The 21,901-nt window shown below is 67.3% G+C and carries 24 protein-coding genes; 16 read left to right on the top strand and 8 right to left on the bottom strand.

Annotated elements, in window-relative coordinates; genetic code table 11:
* The first annotated feature begins 147 nt into the window (after window positions 1-147).
* The 5 genes from SMAL_RS05100 (at window position 148) to SMAL_RS05080 (ending at window position 4,836) form a co-directional block, all read left to right on the top strand.
* Window positions 148-786, top strand: coding sequence for a PepSY-associated TM helix domain-containing protein (locus SMAL_RS05100; RefSeq protein WP_041864483.1), 639 nt, complete (start codon window positions 148-150; stop codon window positions 784-786).
* Window positions 787-812: 26 nt separating this feature from the next.
* Entirely contained in the window at window positions 813-1,331 is a 519-nt protein-coding gene (locus SMAL_RS05095) for a DUF2271 domain-containing protein (protein WP_004147429.1), read from the top strand.
* Window positions 1,332-1,407: 76 nt separating this feature from the next.
* Window positions 1,408-2,211 carry a DUF4198 domain-containing protein gene (locus tag SMAL_RS05090; RefSeq protein ID WP_012510308.1) on the top strand — a complete coding sequence of 268 codons (804 nt, stop codon included), beginning with the start codon at window positions 1,408-1,410 and terminating at the stop codon, window positions 2,209-2,211.
* A 52-nt stretch (window positions 2,212-2,263) separates the two neighbouring features.
* On the top strand, window positions 2,264-3,235 hold the full coding sequence (locus SMAL_RS05085) for an FAD:protein FMN transferase (RefSeq protein WP_012510307.1): 972 nt from the start codon (window positions 2,264-2,266) through the stop codon (window positions 3,233-3,235).
* Window positions 3,232-4,836, top strand: a complete 1,605-nt coding sequence (locus tag SMAL_RS05080; protein ID WP_012510306.1) for a sulfite reductase subunit alpha — start codon at window positions 3,232-3,234, stop codon at window positions 4,834-4,836. The genes SMAL_RS05085 and SMAL_RS05080 overlap by 4 nt, the downstream gene beginning before the upstream one ends.
* A 75-nt stretch (window positions 4,837-4,911) precedes the next feature.
* On the opposite strand, the gene SMAL_RS05075 is transcribed toward SMAL_RS05080, so the two are convergent.
* The 4 genes from SMAL_RS05075 to SMAL_RS05060 all read right to left on the bottom strand — a co-directional run bounded on the left by SMAL_RS05075 (window position 4,912) and on the right by SMAL_RS05060 (window position 8,065).
* A complete protein-coding gene (locus SMAL_RS05075) occupies window positions 4,912-5,523 on the bottom strand; it encodes a HutD/Ves family protein (protein WP_012510305.1) in 612 nt (203 codons plus the stop codon).
* A gap of 34 nt (window positions 5,524-5,557) precedes the next feature.
* On the bottom strand, window positions 5,558-6,283 hold the full coding sequence (locus tag SMAL_RS05070) for a murein L,D-transpeptidase catalytic domain family protein (protein WP_012510304.1): 726 nt from the start codon (window positions 6,281-6,283) through the stop codon (window positions 5,558-5,560).
* Between the two features lie 17 nt (window positions 6,284-6,300).
* Entirely contained in the window at window positions 6,301-7,386 is a 1,086-nt protein-coding gene (locus SMAL_RS05065) for a L,D-transpeptidase (protein WP_012510303.1), read from the bottom strand.
* A gap of 352 nt (window positions 7,387-7,738) precedes the next feature.
* On the bottom strand, window positions 7,739-8,065 hold the full coding sequence (locus tag SMAL_RS05060; RefSeq protein ID WP_012510302.1) for a ComEA family DNA-binding protein: 327 nt from the start codon (window positions 8,063-8,065) through the stop codon (window positions 7,739-7,741).
* Between the two features lie 199 nt (window positions 8,066-8,264).
* On the opposite strand from SMAL_RS05060, the gene SMAL_RS05055 reads away from it, so the two are divergent.
* From SMAL_RS05055 to murU, 4 genes are all read left to right on the top strand, one after another.
* Complete coding sequence (locus tag SMAL_RS05055; protein ID WP_012510301.1) at window positions 8,265-9,758, top strand: M20 family metallopeptidase; 1,494 nt, start codon at window positions 8,265-8,267, stop codon at window positions 9,756-9,758.
* A gap of 70 nt (window positions 9,759-9,828) precedes the next feature.
* Window positions 9,829-10,098, top strand: a complete 270-nt coding sequence (locus SMAL_RS05050; protein ID WP_004147394.1) for a GlsB/YeaQ/YmgE family stress response membrane protein — start codon at window positions 9,829-9,831, stop codon at window positions 10,096-10,098.
* Window positions 10,099-10,162: 64 nt separating this feature from the next.
* A complete protein-coding gene (locus tag SMAL_RS05045; RefSeq protein WP_012510300.1) occupies window positions 10,163-11,188 on the top strand; it encodes an aminoglycoside phosphotransferase family protein in 1,026 nt (341 codons plus the stop codon).
* Window positions 11,185-11,895 (top strand): N-acetylmuramate alpha-1-phosphate uridylyltransferase MurU, encoded by a 711-nt coding sequence (gene murU / locus SMAL_RS05040; protein WP_012510299.1) that lies wholly within the window; start codon window positions 11,185-11,187, stop codon window positions 11,893-11,895. Before SMAL_RS05045 ends, murU begins: the two co-directional genes overlap by 4 nt.
* A gap of 111 nt (window positions 11,896-12,006) precedes the next feature.
* Here the strand turns inward: murU and SMAL_RS20710 are convergent.
* The 4 genes from SMAL_RS20710 to SMAL_RS05015 form a co-directional block, all read right to left on the bottom strand.
* A protein-coding gene (locus tag SMAL_RS20710) for an IS3-like element ISStma2 family transposase (RefSeq protein ID WP_087943697.1) occupies window positions 12,007-13,358 on the bottom strand; the annotation gives its coding sequence in 2 pieces (ribosomal slippage) (window positions 12,007-12,911 and window positions 12,911-13,358; 1,353 coding nt in all).
* Between the two features lie 486 nt (window positions 13,359-13,844).
* A complete protein-coding gene (hda, locus tag SMAL_RS05025; protein ID WP_012510296.1) occupies window positions 13,845-14,552 on the bottom strand; it encodes a DnaA regulatory inactivator Hda in 708 nt (235 codons plus the stop codon).
* Window positions 14,552-15,721: an AI-2E family transporter gene (locus SMAL_RS05020; protein WP_004147375.1), complete on the bottom strand. Its 1,170-nt coding sequence runs from the start codon at window positions 15,719-15,721 to the stop codon at window positions 14,552-14,554. The genes hda and SMAL_RS05020 overlap by 1 nt, the downstream gene beginning before the upstream one ends.
* Window positions 15,718-16,857, bottom strand: a complete 1,140-nt coding sequence (locus SMAL_RS05015; protein WP_041864482.1) for a DUF2066 domain-containing protein — start codon at window positions 16,855-16,857, stop codon at window positions 15,718-15,720. Before SMAL_RS05015 ends, SMAL_RS05020 begins: the two co-directional genes overlap by 4 nt.
* A 99-nt stretch (window positions 16,858-16,956) precedes the next feature.
* Between SMAL_RS05015 and purM the strand changes: the two genes are divergently transcribed.
* From purM to SMAL_RS04980, 7 genes are all read left to right on the top strand, one after another.
* Complete coding sequence (gene purM, locus SMAL_RS05010) at window positions 16,957-18,015, top strand: phosphoribosylformylglycinamidine cyclo-ligase (RefSeq protein ID WP_012510294.1); 1,059 nt, start codon at window positions 16,957-16,959, stop codon at window positions 18,013-18,015.
* 22 nt (window positions 18,016-18,037) lie between these two features.
* Window positions 18,038-18,526, top strand: coding sequence for a hypothetical protein (locus SMAL_RS05005; protein WP_012510293.1), 489 nt, complete (start codon window positions 18,038-18,040; stop codon window positions 18,524-18,526).
* Window positions 18,523-18,945 carry a hypothetical protein gene (locus SMAL_RS05000; protein WP_004147360.1) on the top strand — a complete coding sequence of 141 codons (423 nt, stop codon included), beginning with the start codon at window positions 18,523-18,525 and terminating at the stop codon, window positions 18,943-18,945. Before SMAL_RS05005 ends, SMAL_RS05000 begins: the two co-directional genes overlap by 4 nt.
* Before the next feature lie 42 nt (window positions 18,946-18,987).
* Window positions 18,988-19,650 carry a DUF2238 domain-containing protein gene (locus SMAL_RS04995; RefSeq protein ID WP_004147359.1) on the top strand — a complete coding sequence of 221 codons (663 nt, stop codon included), beginning with the start codon at window positions 18,988-18,990 and terminating at the stop codon, window positions 19,648-19,650.
* Entirely contained in the window at window positions 19,647-20,306 is a 660-nt protein-coding gene (purN, locus tag SMAL_RS04990) for a phosphoribosylglycinamide formyltransferase (protein ID WP_012510292.1), read from the top strand. The genes SMAL_RS04995 and purN overlap by 4 nt, the downstream gene beginning before the upstream one ends.
* Before the next feature lie 67 nt (window positions 20,307-20,373).
* Window positions 20,374-21,195 (top strand): DUF3108 domain-containing protein, encoded by an 822-nt coding sequence (locus tag SMAL_RS04985; protein WP_012510291.1) that lies wholly within the window; start codon window positions 20,374-20,376, stop codon window positions 21,193-21,195.
* A gap of 2 nt (window positions 21,196-21,197) precedes the next feature.
* On the top strand, window positions 21,198-21,881 hold the full coding sequence (locus tag SMAL_RS04980; RefSeq protein WP_004147349.1) for a DUF3108 domain-containing protein: 684 nt from the start codon (window positions 21,198-21,200) through the stop codon (window positions 21,879-21,881).
* Window positions 21,882-21,901: the final 20 nt, after the last annotated feature.

Genomic DNA, 21,901 nt, shown 5'->3' with positions numbered 1-21,901 from the left:
TGCCGGCCAAGCGCCGGCAATTCCAGCCAGTCGGTAGTGCCGGCCGCTGGCCGGCAATTCCCACCCAGGGATACAGAACGACACGCAATTGCGAGCTATTCTCATCAATGATGTAATGGGCAGTCCCCGTCCATCCAGAACCGTGCCGTGAGCCGTCCTGCCCCTTCCACCGTGCAGCAGCAACAGAGCCGTGGCTTCTGGCTGCGTACGCTGCACCAGTGGCACTGGATCAGCTCGGCGGTCTGCCTGATCGGCATGCTGCTGTTCGCGGTGACCGGCTTGACCCTCAACCATGCCGCGAAGATCGAGGCCAAGCCCGAGGTGCAGAACCAGCATCTGGAACTGCCGGCCGCGCTGCTGGGCCAGCTGGGCACGCGCGAGGATGGCAACGCGCCGATTCCGCACCCGGCCCGGCAATGGCTGGACACGCAGTTGGGCATCGCCATCGGCGGGCGCCCGGCCGAGTGGTCGGCCGAAGAAATCTACCTGTCGCTGCCGCGCCCCGGTGGTGACGCCTGGTTGAGCATCGATCGCGAGACCGGCGCGGTGGAGTACGAATCAACCTCGCGCGGCGCGGTGTCCTACCTCAACGACCTGCACAAGGGCCGCAATGCTGGCCCGGCGTGGGGCTGGTTCCTGGACCTGTTCGCCGTGGCCTGCCTGGTGTTCTGCATCACCGGCCTGTTCCTGCTGCACCTGCATGCGCGGCAGCGGCGCATGACCTGGCCGCTGGTCGGCCTCGGCCTGATGATCCCGCTGCTGATCGCCCTGCTGCTGATCCACTGACTTTCCTTCGTTTCCGGAGCCGCCCCATGCGCGTCACCCTGACCATCGCCCTCAGCGGCCTGCTGGCCACCTCGCCGGCCTATGCCACCACCCTCGACATCAACGTCGAAGTGCCCAAGCTCAACGTGGCCGAGTACCACCGCCCATATGTGGCGGTGTGGCTGGAAGGCGCCGACCAGAAGGTCGCCGCCAACCTGTCGGTCTGGTACCAGCAGACCAGCAACAGCGAAGGCCACGGCACCAAGTGGCTGCCCGACCTGCGCCAGTGGTGGCGCAAGAGCGGCCGCACCCTGCAGGTGCCGGTGGACGGCGTGACCGGCCCGACCCGCCCGGCCGGCAAGCACGCGCTGTCGTTCAACGACAAGCAGCCGGCGCTGAAGCAGCTGGCCCCGGGCAACTACACCCTGGTGGTGGAAGCGGTGCGCGAAGTCGGCGGCCGCGAGCTGCTGAAGATCCCCTTCACCTGGCCGGCCACCGCCGCACAGAACGGCAAGGCGCAGGGCGCCACCGAACTGGGCCAGGTCACCCTCGCCGTCAAACCCTGAAAAGGGGACGGAGGGGATTAAGTCGTAATTCCCCTCCCCTCGCCGCACCACCCTGCATCCACCTGGAGTCTTCCGCATGAAGCGCACGCTCGTCCTCGCCGCCGCTCTGGCCGCTGCCCTTCCCTTCTCCGCCCTGGCCCACAAGGCCTGGCTGCTGCCCTCGCAGACCGTGATCGCCGGCAACGCGCCGTGGATCACCGTCGACGGTGCGGTCTCCAATGACCTGTTCTATTTCAACCACGTGCCGCTGCGCCTGGAGTCGCTGGTGATCACCGCGCCGGACGGCAGCACCGTGCAGCCGCAGAACGCGTCCACCGGCAAGTACCGCAGCGTGTTCGATGTCGAGCTGAAACAGCCGGGCACCTACCGCATCGCGTCGGTCAATGACGGCCTGTTCGCCACCTACGAGCAGAACGGCGAGCGCAAGCGCTGGCGTGGTACCGCCGCCACCTTCGGTGAACTGCCGAAGGACGCGAAGAAGCTGGAAGTGAGCCAGTCGGTCGGCCGCGTGGAAACCTTCGTCACCAACGGCGCACCGAACGACACTGCGCTGAAGCCGACCAACCGCGGCATCGAACTGGTGGCCGTGGGCCATCCGAACGATCTGTTCGCCGGCGAGGAAGCGACCTTCCGCGTGCTGGTCGATGGCAAGCCGGCCGCCGGCCTGGAGTTCGAGATCGTGCGTGGTGGCACCCGCTACCGCAACGCGCAGGACGAGCAGAAGCTGACCAGCGACGCCAAGGGCGAGATCAAGGTGACCTGGCCGGAAGCTGGCATGTACTGGCTGGAAACCGGCACCGAGGACAACAAGACCTCGGTGAAGCAGGCCGCCAAGCGCCGCCTCAGCTACGTCGCGACGCTGGAAGTGCTGCCGCAGTAATGTGGACTGCGATGCCGGGCAGCCCCCGGCATCGCCGCCGCTACGCATCACCATGACCGATTCCCTGCTCGACATCGCCCGCCTCGGCGGCACCACCATGGGCACCACGTGGAGCGTGTCGCTGGTCGCATCGCACCAGCGCGACCTGCACCCGCTGCACGCTGGCATCCAGGCGCGGCTGGATGAAGTGGTCGCACAGATGAGCACCTGGGAACCCGGCTCGGATCTAAGCCGCTACAACCGCGCCGACGCCGGCCAATGGTGCGCGTTGCCGGCCGAGACCCGCCACGTTCTGGCCTGCGCACTGGCCATCGCCGCCGCCAGTGACGGCGCCTTCGATCCCAGCATCGGCCCGCTGGTAGCGTTGTGGGGTTTCGGCGCACACGCCGGTGAACGCACTCAGCCCGATCCCGCACGCCTGCAGGCCACGCGTGATCGCTGCGATTGGCAGCGCCTGCAGTGGCAGGACGATGCGCTGCTGCAACCGGGTGGACTGGAACTAGATCTCTCTGCGATCGCCAAGGGCTTCGGCGTCGATCACGTGGCCGCCTGGTTGCGTGGACAAGGCATCACTGCAGCGCTGATCGAAGTCGGCGGCGAACTGGCCGGCTACGGCCGCAAGCCGGACGGCCAGCCGTGGCGGGTGCTGGTGGAATCCGCACCCGAAGAAGACGCGCACACCGATACCCCGCCACGCGTGCTCACACTGGACGGCAGGGCGGTGGCCACCTCCGGTGATCGCTGGCACCAATACCAGGCCGATGGCGAGGCCTACAGCCACAGTCTCGACCCGCGTACCGGCATGCCGGTGCGTCAGGTTGCGGCTGCGGTAACCGTGGTGGCCGACGATGCGATGCACGCCGATGCCTGGGCCACGGCATTGACCGTGCTCGGACGTGAGGCAGGCATGGCACTGGCCGAGCGCGAAGGATTGGCCGCGCGCTACCTGCAACGCGTAGCGGAGGGTCCACGCGAATTCCTCAGCAGCGCCTTCCAGCGCCTGCTCGACGAGCAGGTCGCATGAGCACCCGTCCGTCGCGCGCGTGGCTCGGCAACGCGCTGGTGCTGTTCCTGCTGGCAGTGATCGGCTGGGCGCTGTTGCGCCTGCACCTGGGCGAGGCCTGGTGGCAGGGCGCTCCGCCGGCGCGGCAATCACAGATCGCAGTGCTCGCCACGGCGCTGTATGCGCTGGCCTGCGCGGCCCTGTGGTGGCGCGGGCGCCCGCGCGACGATGCCGCAACCGGAGACACCCCACCGATCCTGCTGGTCTGGTCCAGCCAGACCGGCTTCGCGCGTGAGCTGGCCGAGCGCAGCGCCGAGGCCCTGCGCGGTGCCAGCCTGCCGGTACGCGTACGCGGCCTGCACGAAGTGGACGCGGCGTTGCTGGCCGATAGCCAGCGCGCGCTGTTCATCGCGAGCACCACCGGTGAGGGCGACCCACCCGACCACGCCCTGCCGTTCCTGCGCGGGGTGATGGCCACGCCGCCCCCACTGCAGCATCTGCAGTACGGCGTGCTCGCGCTGGGCGACCGCAGCTATGGCCACTTCTGCGGATTCGGCCACCAGCTGGACCAGTGGTTGCGCCAGCACGGTGCGCATCCGCTGTTCGATGCGATCGAGGTCGACAACGCCGATCCTGCAGCGCTGCGTCATTGGCAGCAACTGCTGGGTCAACTCGGCGGTGGCGCCAGCGAACTACCCGACTGGAGCCCGGCCGAGTATCAACCGTGGACGCTGCTGCAACGCGAGCACCTGAACCCGGGCAGCCCCGGCGGCCCGGTGTACTGGCTGCGCCTGCAGCCCCCCGTTGGCGTTGATGTACAATGGCAGGCCGGCGACATCGCCGAAATTGGTCCGCAGCATGCGCGGGACAGCGCGCGCGCGTGGCTGGACGCGCAGGGCTTTGATGCTGACGCGGTACTCGACGATGGACAGACGTTGCTGGCCCGTGTCGCACGCTCGCACCTGCCTTCACTGGTTCCACCGGGGGACCTGCCTGCGTTGCTGGCGACCCTGCAGCCATTGCCGCATCGCGAGTACTCGATCGCCTCGGTGATGGCCGACGGTGCGCTGGACATCCTGCTGCGCCGCCAGTTGCGTGCCGATGGCACGCCGGGCATCGGCAGCGGCTGGCTGTGCGACCACGCGGTGGTCGGCGAACCGGTGCAGCTGCGCCTGCGACGCAACGACAACTTCCACGGCGTGGCCGCCGACGTGCCGCTGCTGCTGATCGGCAACGGCACTGGCATTGCCGGCCTGCGCGCGCACCTGCATGAACGTGCTCGCGATGGCGCGCGCCGCACCTGGCTGCTGTTCGGTGAACGCACCGCTGAGCACGACTTCCACTTCGGTGAGGAACTGCAGGCAATGCTGGCCGACGGCACGCTGGCGCGGTTGGATGCAGTGTTCAGCCGCAGCGGCGGCGCGCATCGCTATGTGCAGGACCGGCTGCTGGCCGAAGCGGCAACGCTGCGGCAGTGGGTCGATGAAGGTACGACGATCCTGGTCTGCGGCAGCCTGCAGGGCATGGCCCCGGCGGTGGATGCGGTGATCGAGCAGGTGCTGGGGGCCGAGGGCAAGGAAGCGTTGCAGCTGGCCGGTCGCTACCGGCGCGATGTGTATTAGCCACTGTAGAGCCGAGCCCATGCTCGGCTGGGTGGAACGCGAAAAGCAGCCGAGCATGGGCTCGGCTCTACAGGGTCATGCCATCGTCGCCGCACTCACCCGGATCGCCAACAACTCGCCACCGCCCTGCAACGCGTGCCGCTGACGCTCGCCGGCCGACAGCCACGCGGTATCGCCCGCCTGCAGCGCCGGCAAGCCGCTATCTGCACCGAACTCCGCCTGACCGGCCAGCAGATGCAGCGCCCAGGCCACACCCGGTTCGCAGAAGAAGAACATGGCGCCCACCAGCGGCCGGTGCAGCAGCTCGGCCTGCAGCAGCTCGCGCTTCCACATCAGGTTGAAGTCGTGGGTGGTGCCATCGACCAGTTCGCCGTGCAGCGCTTCCTCACCAGCAAAACGCACGCGCCCGTGCGGTGGCAGCACCTCGGCCACACGGCCATCGTCGAAGCGCAGGCGCACGCCATTGCCCTGCAGCAGCACCAGTTCGCGCTCCACCCCGGGGAAGGCAGAGAACGCGGCATCCTGCTCGATCTCGGCCACCGACAGGCGCAGCGCCCAGTCATCGCCCTGCGCAGGCAGGCGCAGGATCTCGCGGGTCCAGCCAAGTCCATTCCGCCAACGTTCGCGGCGGTAGTCCAGGCGGGAGATCACCTGGCTCGGAGTGTGCAGCAGGGAGTCGATGTTCATCCGCGCATTGCATCATGCCGCGCGCCGTCGTGCATCACCGCGTGGCGAGCGTGCCCTGGCCACCGCACTCGCCGGCCAGCAGCTGCGAGTGCTTCAGCCAATCCTGGTCGGGGTAGTAAGCAAACACCATCGTGCCGCCACGCAACGCATCGATCAGCGGCTTGGCCACCGACAGCCGCACCGCAGGGCAACCCAGGCTGCGGCCCAGCCGCCCCTGCAGCTGCGCGGTAGCCGGGTTCACGTACGGCGCACCATGGATGACGATGGCTCGGTCACGCGCGCGGTCGTTGAAGCCCGGTTCCAGCCCGGCCAGGCGCAGCGAATAGCCGTTGCCGCCCATGTAGGTCTCCTGCGCGGTGAACGCGCCGAGGCTGGACATGAAACTGCCATCGCGGTTGGAGAAGTGTTCGGTGCGGTTCTCACCGCTGTTGCGGCCATGCGCCACCCATTCCTCGAACAGCAGGCGCTGGTGGGCCAGGTCGAACACCCACAGGCGCGGCTCGGTGGACGGGCGCGAATAGTCGATCACGCTGAGCCGATCACCATTGATGCCCAGCTCCGGCCGCTGCAACGCACAGCGCATGGCGTGCGCCGCCAGCTGCAACACGTGGCGGTCGGCCTTGGGCGCGCTGCGCGACAGCAGGGCAGCCAGATCATCGGCGCTGGTGGCAAGGGCGGGCGTCTGTGCCAGCGCCGGGGCGCTGGCCGAGGTCGCCAGCAGGCCGAACGCGGCCAGCCGGCACAGGCGGGATGCAGTCATGGGCACAACAGGGGGACTCAGTTGCCCTTGAGGGTGGACCCTGGCGGCTCGGATTCCAAGACCGGCTGCATTCCGGATTCAGCCGGGCTTGGGCGGACCGCCGGCAGCGAGGTCACCAGCAGGGTCGTGCCCGGCACCAGCACCTGGTACAGCTGGCGGGCGAAATCGGCCGGCAGCGCCATCGGCAGCGAGGGCGTGGCCAGCAGGTCCGGGGTGGCCTGGGCACGGTCCTGGCCCAGCAGCGGATAGGCCGTCCACTGGTGCAGGCGCTGGTTCACGTCCAGCGGGCTGGGGGTGTCGCTGTAACCCTGCCCCATCACAAACAAGGTGGTGCCCTGGAACGCTGGCAGCGCGTCGGCCTTCAACGGCGACTCGCCGATCATCACACCATCGCGCAGCACGTACAGGCGCTGGTCGTGCAGGCTGACCAGGATGCCGACCTGCCCCGCCGGCGCCGCGCTGTCGTTCCACCAGGCCTGCGCCGGCGCCCCGCCCTCGGTCTCCGGCAGGGCCTGGCCACGCGCGTTGACCGGCGCCAGCACCGACGGATAGGCCAGCGTCATCGGCGAGCTCTTGGCATCGGCCACGACCACGGTGTCGCCGCGCTGGGTTTCACTGAACAGCTTCTGCGCGAAAGCCTGCGGCAGCCGCACGCAGCCGTGCGAGGCCGGGTGCCCGGGCAGGCTGCCGCCATGCAGGGCGATGCCGTCCCAGGTCAGCCGCTGCATGTACGGCATCGGCGCGCTGTTGTAGAGGTTGGACTTGTGGTCCTTGTCCTTCTGCAGGATGGTGAACACACCCGTTGGCGTCTCGTGCCCGGCCTTGCCCGAGCTGATCGTGGTCAGGCCGATCGCGATGCCGTTGCGGTACACGTAGGCGCGCTGTTCATCGAGGCTGACCACCAGCACGATCGGGCCGGTCGGCGAGATTTCCGGATGCCACAGGTACTCGCCCGGCTTCAGGTCGGTCGGTCCGCGCACTTCGGCGCTGCTGGCTGCGGCAGCTGCTGGTTTGGCAGCCGACGTCGGCGCAGCGGCATGGGCCAGCGGCGGCAGCGCCAGTGCAAGGGCGAGCATCAGGGTCGTGGGGCGGTGCGGAAGCATCCAGCGGGGGTCCTTTCCATGCGGAGCGGCCACCGTACACCATCGGCCCGTGGTGGCCGCGGCAAAACCAGGCGCCGGAAATGAAACTGCCCGGCGACACAGCCATGTGTCGTACCGGGCAATCGTTACGTCCTTGTCGGCCTGCTGCCGCCCCCTCGCATCCTGCGCTGTGGGGGTAGCGTTGCATCCTGCACGCGGCCGCGTCTGTCCTGTTTGTATCTCAGCCCCTTCCACAGGTCTGTGATGCCACCATCCTGGTGATTGGTGCCGCGTCCTGCGGCGGTCGGTGGTCAAGGCCTTCCTGTCCGTGACCGGTGAACCAGCCTCCTGCCGGTTCCGACGATTCCTGCTGTCAGCGCCTCGGTACGGTTCGCACCGGTACCGATCCAGGTACCGGATCCGCCGGCAACAACCTGTTGCCTACGGTGATCCGCTGTCGATTCCGTTCGACGATTGCTTTCCCTATCCCCTTCACCTGCGTCAGGTCCTCGACGCGATGAAACGGGCCGTGTCTGCGCCGGTGCTCGACGATCGCCTCGGCCTTGGCGGCTCCGACCATCGTCAATCCCTGCTGCAGCGCTTGGGCATCGGCGCGGTTGATGTCGATCGGTTCGGCGGCATGCGCCCCAGCGATCCACACGACCAGCACCAGTGCCCTCAACACGACACTCCAAGGCACGACGTGTATCTCCTTGTGATTCTGGCCGTCCCGACCGGCAATCCCGTCGGTAGGAACAGTGTCCGTCACCACATGCACACAGCCTATCGGTTTCCTGGATTTCTAAAAGCCAGCCAAATACCCGACGTGATGTAGGAAAAACCCTACCCGTGGCACAGGCGTAGAATGGCCGGATCAGCCCATGCAACCGGAGTTTCAGATGGACAGCGCCAAGCTCGGCCAATTCGTCAATGACAAGTGGGACAGCGAAATCGTCCCGCAGTTGGTCGACTACATCCGCATTCCCAACAAGTCGCCGATGTTCGACGCCAATTGGGTGCAGAACGGCTACATGGAACAGGCGGTCACGCTGATGGAGAACTGGGCCAAGGCCCAGCAGCTGCCCGGCCTGAAGGTTGAAGTGGTGCGCCTGGAAGGCCGTACCCCGCTGATCTTCCTGGAAATTCCGGCTACCGGCGCCGAAACCGGCGACGACACCATCCTGCTCTACGGCCACCTGGACAAGCAGCCGGAAATGACCGGCTGGGACGACGACCTCGGCCCGTGGACCCCGGTCCTGCGCGGCGACAAGCTGTATGGCCGCGGCGGTGCGGACGATGGCTACGCCATCTTCGGCTCGCTGGCCGCGGTGCTGGCACTGCAGGCCCAGGGCCTGCCGCATGCCCGCTGCGTGGTGCTGATCGAGGCCTGTGAAGAATCGGGCAGCTACGACCTGCCGGCCTACGTCGACCACCTGGCCGACCGCATCGGCAAGCCGTCGCTGGTAGTCTGCCTGGATTCGGGCTGCGCCAACTACGACCAGCTGTGGTGCACCACCTCGCTGCGCGGCCTGACCGGCGGCAACTTCACCGTGAAGGTGCTCAACGAAGGCGTGCATTCCGGCGATGCCTCCGGCGTTGTGCCGTCCAGCTTCCGCCTGCTGCGCCAGCTGCTGTCGCGCATCGAGGACCAGGACACCGGCCGCATCCTGATCGATGGCATGAACGTTGAAATTCCGGCCGAGCGCCAGGCGCAGGCCAAGCGCGCCGCCGAAGTGGTCGATACCGAGATCTTCGAGAAGTTCCCGATGGTCGACGGCCTGCGCCCGATGAACGAGGACCTGACCGAGCTGGTGCTCAACCGCACCTGGCGCCCGGCGCTGTCGGTCACCGGCGTGGGTGGCATGCCGGCGCTGGAATCGGCCGGCAACGTGCTGCGCCCGCAGACGTCGGTGAAGCTGTCGCTTCGCCTGCCGCCGACTGCCGATGGCAAGACCTGCGGCGAACTGCTGAAGGAAGCGCTGCTACGCGATCCGCCGAACGGCGCACAGGTCACCCTGGACCTGGAAAAGGCCTCCACCGGCTGGAATGCTCCGGCGATGGCGCCGTGGCTGACCAAGGCGATCGACGACGCCAGCCAGGCCTTCTTCGGCAAGCCGGCGATGTACATGGGCGAAGGCGGCTCGATCCCGTTCATGGGCATGCTCGGCGAGAAATTCCCGGGCGCACAGTTCATGATCACCGGCGTGCTCGGCCCGCACTCCAACGCGCACGGCCCGAACGAGTTCCTGCACATCCCGATGGGCAAGAAGGTCACGTCCTGCGTGTCCAAGGTGATCAGCGAGCACTACGCCGCCAGCCTGCGTGGCGAGACCAGCGGTTCGCCGGTGGCTGCCGACAGCGGCACCCGCCACGGCGACCACGGCTGCTGCTGACAGCGGCACACCGTGACGGACGCAGCCTGGCCTTGCTAGGCTGCGTCCACTCTTGGTGGGAATCACACGCATGAATGGTCTGTTCGGCAGCAGCAGCTGGCTGTACATCATCCTGGTCGGCTTCTTCGTCGGCCTGCTCGGGCGATTCTTCATGCCCGGCAACAACCGCATGGGCTGCCTCCTGACCATCGTGCTGGGCATCATCGGCGCGCTGCTGGCCGGGTGGTTCGGCCAGTACATGGGCTGGTACGCCGCCGGCGAACCGGCCGGTTTCTTCGGTGCGGTCGTGGGCGCGGTCGTCGTGCTGGCGATCCTGCGCCTGTTCAGCGGTCGCCGCTGAGCCTGACCGCCCTTCCCTTCCTGTTCCCGACGTTGGCGCGCCCGGCGCGCCCGGATATGCCTGCATGACCGAACCCGCCTCCGATCCCCAGCGCAGCGCGCAGCGCCTGCGGTGGGCCCGTACCCAGCTTGACGACGGCAACGCCGTGGTCGAGCGCGCTTCGGTAGATGCCGGCATGCGCAGCTACTGGCGCACCACCAGCACGCGCGGCAGCCACATCGTGATGGACGCCCCCCCGGGGCTGGAAGATCCGCGGCCGTGGCTGCACATGCACGGCCTGCTGCACGACAACGGCCTGCGCGTGCCCGCGCTGCTGGCGCAGGACCTCGATGTTGGCTTCCTGCTGCTGGAAGATCTCGGCGGCCCGACCCTGGCGAAGATCCTCGACGAGCGCAACGCCGATGAATGGTTCGGTCGCTCGATCGAACAGTTGCTGCGCCTGCAGGCGATTCCGGTACCCGCCGGCTTCGGCCAGTTCGGCGAGGCGCTGCTGCAGCGTGATGCCGGCCTGTTCGACGAATGGTTCCTGCAGCGCCACCTCCACCTGGAGCTGGACTGCGGCGAGCTCGAAGGCCTGCAGCTGGTACACCGCCGGTTGATGGACAACGCCCTGGGCCAGGCGCAGCTGCTGACCCATCGCGATTACATGCCGCGCAACCTGATGCCGGTCGACGACGGTCCGGCGGTGCTGGATTTCCAGGACCTGGTGCGTGGCCCGATCGCCTACGACGCGGTGAGCCTGTTCAAGGACGCGTTCCTGAGCTGGCCGCTGCAGCGCGTGGACGAGTGGCTGGCGCAGTACCACGAGCGCGCCCGCGCCGCCGGCCTGCCGGTACCCGAACGCGCCATCTTCCTGCGCGATGCCGACTGGATGGGCATCCAGCGCCACGTGAAGATCCTCGGTCTGTTCTGTCGCCTGCGCTACCGCGACAACAAGGGCCATTACCTGGACGACGCGCCGCGCTTCATCAACTATCTGGACGAAGTGCTGCCGCGCTACCGCGAGCTGGCACCGCTGCAGCAACTGCTGGAACACCGCATCAAGCCGGCGCTGGCCGAGCTGGCCGCACCGATGCGCGTGGCCCGATGAAAGCACTGGTCTTTGCCGCAGGCCTGGGCGAGCGCATGCGCCCGCTGACGCTGCACACGCCCAAGCCGCTGCTGGAAGTGGCCGGCAAACCGCTGATCGTCTGGCACCTGGAGCGCCTCGTCGCGTTGGGCGTGCGCGAGGTGGTCGTCAACACCGCGTGGTTGGCCGAGCAGTTCCCGGCGACGCTGGGCGACGGTAGCCAATGGGGCCTGCAACTGCATTTCCTGTACGAAGGGCCGACCCCGCTGGAAACCGGCGGCGGCATCCTCAACGCACTGCCGGTGCTGGGCGACGCCCCGTTCCTGGTGGTGAACGGCGACATCTGGACCGATTTCGATTTCGCCACGCTGCCCCGTGAGCCACAAGGCCAGGCACACCTGGTGCTGGTCGACAATCCGGCTCAGCACCCCGAAGGTGACTACCGTCTCGATGCGCAGGGTGTGCTGTACCACGACCGGGCAGGACCCTGCCTGACCTATGCGGGCATCGGCGTGTATCGCCCTTCCATCGTGGCCGACTGGCGCGCGGTGATCGGTGATGCGCCGGGCAGCGAGCGGCTGCCGCCGAAGTTCTCGGTGGTGCCGTTGCAGAAGCACTTCATGGCGCAGGGGTTGATGACCGGACAGCACCATCGCGGGCGCTGGACCGATGTCGGGACCGTGGATCGCCTGCGCGCGCTGGATGTGGAGTTGGCAGCGAACGGCTGAGCCCCTCGTGGTTGGTCGCTCAGATCAAAAGCCGTGCTTGGCCGGGCGGGGTGGGTTCGCGGGGGACGCCGTGAACCCGTCCCTGAAGTGACCCCCGAGACTTGGACGGGGTCAGGCGGCCGATTGGGCCTGCTCCCGGTACTTTATCGGGCTGAGACCTTTCAGTTTCAGTTTGATGCGCTCTTCGTTGTAGTACTGGATGTATTCCACCAGCCCAGCTTCCAGACTCTCGATGCTGTCAAAGCTGTTCAGGTAGAAGAATTCCGACTTCAGCGTCCCAAAGAAGCTCTCCATCGCCGCATTGTCCAGGCAGTTGCCGCGCCGGGACATGCTTTGTTTCAACGAGTGCTTTTCCAGCATGTGCCGGTAGTTTTCATGCTGGTACTGCCAGCCCTGGTCGGAGTGGATCATGGGGCGCTCATCCGGGGGAAGCTTCTTGATGGCCTCCTCCAGCATTTGGCCCACCAGATCAAATACGGGCCGACGCTTGATCTGATAAGCCACGATTTCGCCGTTGTAGAGGTCCATGATCGGCGACAGGTACAGCTTCATGCCCTGCACCTTGAACTCGGTCACGTCAGTCACCCATTTCTGGTTGGGGCGCTCGGCATGGAACTGGCGATTGAGGTCATTGCCAACCACAACGTTGGCCGCCCCCTTGAAGGCCTGGTAGCGCTTCACACGCACCCGCGATTTCAGCCCCATCTCCCCCATCAGGCGCTGAACCCGCTTGTGATTGGTCCGATGGCCCTGATTGGCTAATTCCAGCGTCACCGTGCGATAGCCATAGCGCCCTTGGCTTTGATCGTAGATTGCACGGATGCGCTCGCACAGCTGTGCCTCGTCCTGATCCGGATGGGCCAGGACATGGTTCTGGTAATAGAACGTACTGCGTGACAGCTCAGCTGCTTCGAGCAGAAGCGACAGCGTATGAACCTGCCTCAATCCTTGGACGGCTTGCGCTTTGCGTCCTGCGCCGCCTGCTCTTCCCGGATCAAGGCATCGAGTTTTTTTAGGTAGTCGGTCTCCGCACGCAGATAGGCGACTTCCTTGAGCAGCTCATCGCGGCTCATATCTTCAGGTGGCTTGGACGAACGGGTCTTTTTCATCGGCTTTCGGGGCGGCGGCGGAGGGGGTGCCAACGCTTGGGCACCGCCTTGAGCATACAGGCGCCGCCATCGCCCCACCGCGCCGGCATCGCCAATTTGAAAGTAGGTGGTGGCCTCCCGCCCGGACATGCCGTCCTGGCTCATTTTCTCCAGGACAGCCAGCTTGAACGGGAGGTCATAGAACCGGGCCTGGCGATGAAATCCTCGCCAACCATGCAGCCGATAGGTCGCCACCCAGCGCCTGACCGTGGAGAACTCCAGGCCGTGGCGACGGGCAATGGCTTTGACCGATGTGGAGGTCTTGCAGGCCTCTTTGGCGACCTGCAGTTTGAAACGCGCGTCGTATCTGTTCATGTATCCCTCGGGGTTGGATCTGGTGTCCAATTCCCGGGGGTCACTTCACCCTGGGGGCTTGGCCGCGGCATCCATGCCGCGGACACCCCCGCGAACCCACCCCGCCCGGCCTATGACAGTTTCCGTGGGCGTCCAGCCACGGAAAAGAAAAAGAAAAGCAAAAGCGGGTCGCTTCGCTGCGCTTGCTCTGGTGACGACCAACGGTCGTCACCCACCACAAGCAAGACACGTATCAACCAAGGTCGACACCCACCAACAGCAGTGCAGTACGCAGTCCCGGCAGATCGCGGGAACCTGTCGAAGGCGGGGCGCTGTGGGCTTGCGGGGTGTGAGCCGCATGGATGCGGCGACCAAGCCCCCATGGACGGGTTTACGGCGGCCCCGCAAGCCCACAGCGCCCCGCCTCCCCTCAGGAAGCCAGCCTTTGACGTTGACGTTGCTTCGGCTTCGGCGGGTGCAGGGCGCAGCCCTGCCGAACAACATCCCTCAGTAACGCGGCCGGCCTTCTTCCAGCACCTGGCGCAGGAACGGCACGGTGATCCGCCGCTTCGCCGCCAGCGACTCACGGTCCAGCCAGTCCAGCAGCGTGATCAACCCACCCAGCTCGCGCCCGGTATGCGACAGCAGCCACTCGATGGATGCCTCGTCGATCGCCAGCCCACGCCGCAGCGCGCGCTCGCGCAGCACCGCGGCCCGCCCTTCCTCGTCCAGCGGCTGCAGCAGCACGCGCACGCACTGGCCCAGCCGCGAACGCAGGTCCGGCAGTACCAGGCCCAGTTCGCCCGGCGCCTTCTGCGCCGTGTACAGCACGGTCACGCCGGCAGCGCGCGCGCGGTTGTGGAAATCGAACAGCGCGATCTCGTCCTCGCGGTTGCCGGCAATCTCATCCAGGCCGTCCAGCGCCACCAGCTCGCGCGCCTCCAGCCCATCCAGTGCCGCGCGCACGCGGCCGGCGGCGCTGGCCAGCGGTACATAGGTCGGCAGCCGGCCAGCCTGCTCCGCGCTGGAACACATCGCCAGCGCCTGATGGGTCTTGCCGGTGCCCGCCGCGCCTTCCAGGTAGACCCAATCATGGCTGGCGCCGACCGCGATCGCACGCAGCTGCGCCAGCGCACCGTCCGGCGCGCCGATGAAGGTCTCCAGGCGCTGGTCCCGCGGGTAATGCAGGGCCAGCGGCAGTTGCGGCACACCCATCACTTCAGGTCGGGGCCCTTGTCGGTCGGGAGGATGATATGGGGCTGGTCGACCACGCCATCAAGCACGATCGCCGGCTTCTCACCCACGTACAGTTCACTCTGGCGATAACGCTGGTGCGCGTAGCGCAGCAGCACGTTGGTCACCGCTGCCACCGGCAGCGCCAGCAGCATGCCGAGGAAGCCGAACAGCTGGCCGCCGGCCATCACCGCGAAGATCACCGCCACCGGGTGCAGGCCGATCTTGTCGCCAACGATGCGCGGGGTCAGCACGTAGCTTTCCAGCAACTGGCCCACGGTGAACACCACACCGACCAGGATCAGCAGCTTCAGGTCGAAGCCCTGCGCCTGTACCAGCGCGGCCACGATGGCCATCAGGATGCCGGTGGTTGCGCCCAGGTAGGGGATGAAACTGATCAGGCCGGCAATCAGGCCGATCAACAGGCCCAGCTTGAGGCCGACCAGCGACAGGCCACCGGCATAGATCACGCCCAGCGCCAACATCACCAGGAACTGCCCGCGGATGAACGCACCGAGCACTTCGTTGGATTCGCGCGCCAGCGCGCTGATGGTGCCGATCTGGTTGCGCGGGATCACCGACGCGACCCGCTCGACCAGCTTGTCCCAGTCACGCAGGAAGTAGAACGCCAGGATCGGCAGCAGCAGGATGTTGACCACCCAGGTCACCATCGCGAAGCCCGAGCGCGAGACGTAACCCATGAACGTGGTGGCAAAGCCGCCGGCCTGCTGCCAGTGGCTGCGTACCCATTCGATCAGGCGGTCCGGATCCATCCACTGCATCACTTCCAGGCCGGTCTTCTGCTCGAACCAGGGAATGCCCTTTTCCATCAACCACGCCTGTGCCTGCGGCGCGACCGCGATCAGGGTGGTGATCTGGCGCTCGATCATCGGCACCAGCACCAGCAGCAGCGCCACGATCACCAGCACCATCGCCGCGAACACCAGCACCACGCCGGTCATGCGCGAGCGGCCGGTGGCCTCGATGCGGTCCACCAGCGGGTCGCCCAGCCAGGCCAGCGCCAGCGCCAGCACGAACGGGGTCAGGATCGGTGCCAGCAACCAGACGATCCAGCCGATCAGGCCGGCGAACAGGATGTACTTCAGCCGGCGCAGGAACTGCGCGATTTCCGCTTCCGGGGTCAGGGTCATCGCAGGCGGTACTCGTTGCTGACAGGCGGGGCCACCGGGGTGCCAGTGGTGTCATCGATGGGCGTCGGCAGCGCCGGCAGCGGCGCACTCGGCACCAGCACGCCGTTGTCGCCCAGCATGCGGTTGAAGCCGGCCAGGCCGGTGGTCATCTCCAGGTTCAGCTCCAGCTGGCTGGCAGAGGCGTGCAGCGGGGTGACGTTGCGCACCACCGGTACCTCGCGCAGGCCGGCAGCCAGGCGCAGGTAGTCGTCGGCGCTGTTGATGCCGGTGACCACCACCCGGTAGGTGCCGGCCTGGCCCACGGCCGCGCCGGCCTTGGCATAGCGCTTGACCAGCGCATCGGCGGCACCATCGGCACCGGCGGCCATCGCGCGCATCGCGTTGGCGTCCTTGCTGGTCCACTTGTTCAGCTCACGGCCGTTGTCGACGAACACCCAGTCCGCCTGCCAGCCGCCGTTGGCGCGGTACAGCTTGCCGATCAGCTGCATCGGCGGCGAGTAGCGCGAAGAGGCGCGGGCCACGGCGGCGCTGTCCTGGCGCCAGATGGCACCGGCCAGTGCCTGTTCGGCGGCACCACCGCTGGGCAGGCCCAGCTTGTAGCCGCGCTCGATGGCGCGGTTCAGCAATGGGCGGGCGGCGTTGGCCTGCTGCACGCTGACCAGGCGCGGACCGCTGCCGTCGTCGACGGCCAGCCACAGCACCGGCTTCGGTCGCGGCTGCGGCCACAACGGCAGGCCCAGCGCCGACACCAGCGAATCAACGTCATCCTCGCGGAAGCGGGCGACCAGCAGCGTCCGGAAGCTTGGGGCACCGCCAGCGCCCACGCTCTGGTCCTGCTTGTAGTCGTAGCTGGCCACGTAATCCTTGGCATTGCGCAGCGCCTGCGCCACGCCAGGGCGCGACATCACGCTGCGATCCCCGGACAATTTGCCCAGTACAACGCTCAAGGCGCGGGCCAGGGCGCCGTTGCGATCGGCCTCGGCTTGGCTGTTGACGGGCACTTCGGCCTCGTACGCGCCACTGGCGGTGGCGACATCACCCTCGGTGCGAAGGCCGCTCTGGGCCATCGTGGCCACCGGCAGGCTCAGCGCAAGGAGCAGGGTCAAAATCAGGCTGCGGCGCATCAGGACATCCATTGGCTCGACGTATCCGGGGGAATTGTTGCCCGAATACGGCCTTTGCGCCAATGCGGCCTGTTAAAATCGCCCGTTCAACCCCTGCCAGCGCCGACGCCCGTGACCAACACCCCGTCTTCCGCCCCTTCCCCCCTCACCTACCGTGACGCGGGTGTCGACATCGACGCCGGCAACGAGCTGGTCGAGCGGATCAAGCCCCTGGTCAAGCGCAGCTTCCGCCCGGAAGTGATGGGCGGCCTGGGCGGCTTCGGCGCCCTGTTCGACTTGTCCAACAAGTACCGCGAGCCGGTGCTGGTGTCGGGTACCGACGGCGTGGGCACCAAGCTGAAGCTGGCCCACCAGCTGAACCGCCACGATACGATCGGCATCGACCTGGTCGCCATGTGCGTGAACGACGTGCTGGTGCAGGGCGCCGAGCCGCTGTTCTTCCTGGACTACTTCGCCACCGGCAAGCTGGACATCGACACCGCCGCGGCGGTCGTGGGCGGCATCGCCAACGGCTGCACCGAGGCCGGCTGCGCGCTGATCGGCGGCGAAACCGCTGAAATGCCCGACATGTATGCCCCGGGCGAGTACGACCTGGCCGGCTTCACGGTGGCCGCGGTCGAGAAAAGCGAGCTGAAGGACGGCGCCAGCGTCGCCGCCGGTGACGTGCTGATCGGTATCGCCTCCTCCGGCCCGCACTCCAACGGCTACTCGCTGGTGCGCCGCATCTACGACCGTGCCGGCCGCCCGGCCGAGCTGGAGCTGGAAGGCGGCGTGAAGCTGGTCGACGCGCTGATGGCACCGACCCGGCTGTACGTCAAGCCGATCCTGTCGCTGCTGAAGTCGCACGGCGCGGCCATCCACGGCATGGCCCACATCACCGGTGGCGGCCTGACCGAAAACATCATCCGCGTGGTACCTGAAGGCCTCGGTCTGGACATCCAGGCCTCGTCCTGGACCCTGCCGCCGGTGTTCCAGTGGCTGCAGAAGGAAGGCGCGGTGGCCGACAGCGAGATGTGGCGCACCTTCAACTGCGGTATCGGCTTCGTGCTGATCGTCGCGCCGGACCAGGTCGCTGCCGTGTCCGAGGCGGTCAAGGCCCAGGGCCTGGACCACTGGACCATCGGCCAGGTGGTCACCGCTGAAGGCGCCGAGCGCGTCCACATCGGCTGATCCCGGCAACCCAGGAGCCCGCATGGACGCAACGCCCCCCTTGTCGCCCGCCCCCGTGCCGCCGCCGCTGGCGACGGTACCGGTGTTCAGCACTCAGGATGCCGACCACCTGCGCATGCTGGCCATCGCGCACTACGTGGTCGGCGGCCTGATCGCGCTGTTCTCGCTGATCTTCATCATCCACATCGTGCTGGGCATCACCGCGCTCACCGGCAACCTGCCGATGAATTCCGGCGGCCAGCCGTCGTCGCCGGCCGAGCAGCGCCTGTTCGGCTGGATGTTCACCATCATCGGCTGCGTCATCGTGTTCGGTGGCGTCACCCTGGGCGCGTTCGTGGCCTATGCCGGCCGCTGCCTGACCCGCCGCCGCCGCTACCTGCTGTGTCTGATCGTGGCCGGCCTGGCCTGCTTGTTCGCGCCAGTCGGCACCGTGCTGGGGGTGTTCAGCCTGATCACCCTGCTGCGTCCGCAGGTCAAGGCCGTCTTCGATCTTCCCGCCACGCCCGCATGACCGCCTCCGGCAATCCGCCGCCGCTGCCGCGGCAGACCCTGGCGCAGCTGCAATTGGCCAGCCATCTGCAGACGCTGAAAGTGCTGTTCTACGCGTTGGCCGGCTTCCATTGGTTCGCCACAGTGGCCTTCCTCGGCCTCAGCGGCTGGGTGGCCCACTCACGCGGGCTGGACGATGCCTGGATGCTGACCACGGTCTATGCCTCGATCGCCGTGCTGGCGGCCGTGCTCGGCTTCGTGCAGCTGCATACCGCGCGCCTGTTGACGGCCCGCACCGGGCTGGCCTGGTGCCGGCGCGCGGCGTGGCTGGCGGTGCTGGCCGGTCCGCTGGGCATGGCCCTGGCCGCCTATGCCTGGGTGTTCCTGTCCAAGTCGGAAATGGCCGCGCTGTTCGACCGCGGCGACCACCTCAGCGTCTGAGCCGGCAGGCAGACGAACCATCCCCCTTTCGATCGACCCGACATGTCCTCGCCTGCCATCGCCACCACCGCCGCTGCAACCGCCTACCGTTTCTCCGGCCCCAAGAAGCTGGCCTTCGCCGCCGTACTGGCGGTGTTCGCGATCAGCTGGGTCCATCCGCTGTGGCCGATCGAGCAGGCCCTGCACAGCACCCTGACCGTGATCGGCCTGGCCGCGCTGCTGTGGGTGGACCGCCGCGGCGGTTGGCTGGGCAATGGCGCCTTCATCGCGATCTGCGGCTTCATCGCCCTGCACTGCGTGGCAGCGCGCTGGCTGTATTCCAACGTGCCCTATGACGCGTGGTCGCAGGCGCTGTTCGGCTGGTCGCCCAACGCGGCGTTCGGCTGGCAGCGCAATCATTTCGACCGCCTCATCCATTTCCTGTTCGGCGTCTGCTTCACCCCCGCCCTGCTGCAGCTGGCCCGCCACGCCTGGCCGGCACTGCGGGTGGGCCAGGCCTTCACCCTGGCGGTGATGACGGTGATGTGTGCCAGCCTGGTCTACGAGTGGTTCGAGTGGGCCATCGCGCTGGCCCTGTCGCCGGATGCCGCCGAGGCCTACAACGGCCAGCAGGGCGATATGTGGGACGCGCATGCCGACATGCTGATGGCCACCGCGGGCAGCCTGCTGACCTGGCCGCTGATCCGCCGGAGTTCGCTGCAATGACCGCCCCCACCCGTATCGCCGTGCTCGCCTCTGGGCGCGGCAGCAACCTGCAGGCGATCCTCGATGCCATCGGCAGCGGGCGCCTGCCGGCTGAAGTGGTCGGCGTGTTCTCCGACCGGCCCACCGCGCAGGCGCTGCAACGCGTGGCGCCTGCGCTGCGCTGGGCGCATGCACCAAAGGAATTCAGCGACCGCGCTGCCTACGAGCACGCACTGGGTGATGCCTTGGCTGCAGTTGAGCCGGACTGGATCATCTGTGCCGGCTACATGCGCATCCTCGGCGCTGGCTTCGTGCAGCGCTTCGATGGCCGCCTGGTCAACATCCATCCGTCGCTGCTGCCGCTGCACAAGGGCCTGGACACGCATGCACGGGCCCTGCAGGCCGGCGATGCCGAGCACGGTGCCAGCGTGCACCTGGTGGTGCCGGAGCTCGATGCCGGCGCCGTGCTGGCGCAGGTGCGTGTCCCGGTGCAGCCGGGCGATGACGCGGACAGCCTGGCCGCGCGCGTGCTGGCGGTAGAGCATCCGCTGTTGATCGCCACGCTGCAGCTGCTGTGTGGCGGCCGCCTGGCTGAACGGGAGGGCCAGCCCTGGCTCGACGGTCACCCCCTGTTTAGCCCATTGGCCCTAGATTCCGCCGGTAACCTGAACCGGTAACCCCATTGCACACGCCCCGCTGACTGCGGGGCTGGCATCCTGCCTCCTCCTGCGGTCCCTGTCCTCCATGAAGACCACGACCCTGTTGTCCACTTCACTGCTGCTGTCGCTTGCCGTGCTTCCCGCCGTGGGCTGGAGCCAGGCGCAGGCGCCCGCCACCCCGCCGGCACCCGTGCCCGTGGTGCAGCCGCCCGCCGAACCGGCCGTACCGATGCCGGCGGCGTTGGCCTGGGAGCCGCCGCCGCTGCAGCCGTTCAGCGCCACTTACCAGGCCTTCTACAAGGGCAAGGAGGCCGGCGATGCCAGCATGCAGGTCACCCATACCGGCGGCAGCCAGTGGCGGGTGGACATGCAGGTGGTCGGTCGCCGCGGCTTCGCCAGCGTGCTCGGCCTGAACATCGAGCAGAGCACGGTGTTCGAGGAGCGCAGTGGCATCTATGCACCGCTGAGCCAGAGCACCGTGCGCAAGGGCCTGTTTCTCGGCAAGAAGGCCGTGGGCACCTACAACTGGCAGGCCGGCACCGCGCAGTGGAGCGGTGACGTGAAAAAGGAGCGCGCGCAACCGATCCCGCTGCAGGCGGGTGACCAGAGCGCGCTGCTGATCAATCTGGCGATCATGCGCGATGCCCGCCCGGGTGCCGCCATGCACTACCGCTACGTGGACATGGGCAAGGTCCGCCAGCACGACTACCAGGCCGCAGCGCAGACCGAGAACGTCGAGGTCGGTGACCTGTCCTACAACGCGCTGCGGGTCTATCGGACCAACGGCGGCAACAACGAAACCATTCTCTGGATCGCCAACGGTGTCCCCACCCCGGTGCGCATCCTGCAACGCGAGGACGGCGAAGATCGCGTCGATCTGCGCCTGATCGAATACCAAGGAGTCTGAGCATGAACACCCTGACCCGCCCCCTCACCTGGATCGCAGCGGCCGCACTGACCGTGGCCAGCCTGCCGGCCATGGCGCTGGAACCGTTCAAGGCCGATTACCTGGCCAGCTACATGGGCATGCAGGCCAACGGCACCATGACCCTGGCCAGCGAAGGTGCCAACAAGTGGCGCTACAGCCTGCAGGTGAAGAACCAGCTGGCCGACCTCAGCCAGAGCACGGTGTTCGAGGAAGTGCGTGGCCAGCTGCGCCCGCTCAGCAGCCAGGACCGTTCGGCGCTGCTGGTGAAGAAGCGCAACGTGCAGGCCAACTACAACTGGAGCAGCAACCAGGCCACCTGGACCGGCGACATCAAGCCGGACCGCGCTGGACCGATCGCGTTGAAGGCCGGTGACATGGACGCGTTGCTGATCAACCTGGCGATCGCCCGTGACCTGGCGGCGGGCAAGCCGCTGACCTATCGCATGGTCGACGAAGGCCGCATCAAGAACATGACCTATCGCGTGATCGGCAAGGAGTCGATCACCGTGGCCGGCAAGAGCTATGAAGCCACCAAGGTCTCGCGTGCCGACGGCAACAAGGAACTGATCGCCTGGATCGTGCCCGAGTTCCCGGTGCCGGCGCGCATGCTGCAGCGTGAAAGCGGCCGCGATGCGCTGGACCTGACCATCAGGGCGATGAACTGATTGCAGGGGTCGGATCCCTT

Origin of the sequence: Stenotrophomonas maltophilia R551-3, assembly GCF_000020665.1 — a bacterium.
Lineage (GTDB): Bacteria > Pseudomonadota > Gammaproteobacteria > Xanthomonadales > Xanthomonadaceae > Stenotrophomonas > Stenotrophomonas maltophilia_L.
The sequence above is the reverse complement of the archived record's forward strand: the minus strand, read 5'-3'. Positions and strand labels throughout refer to the sequence as shown.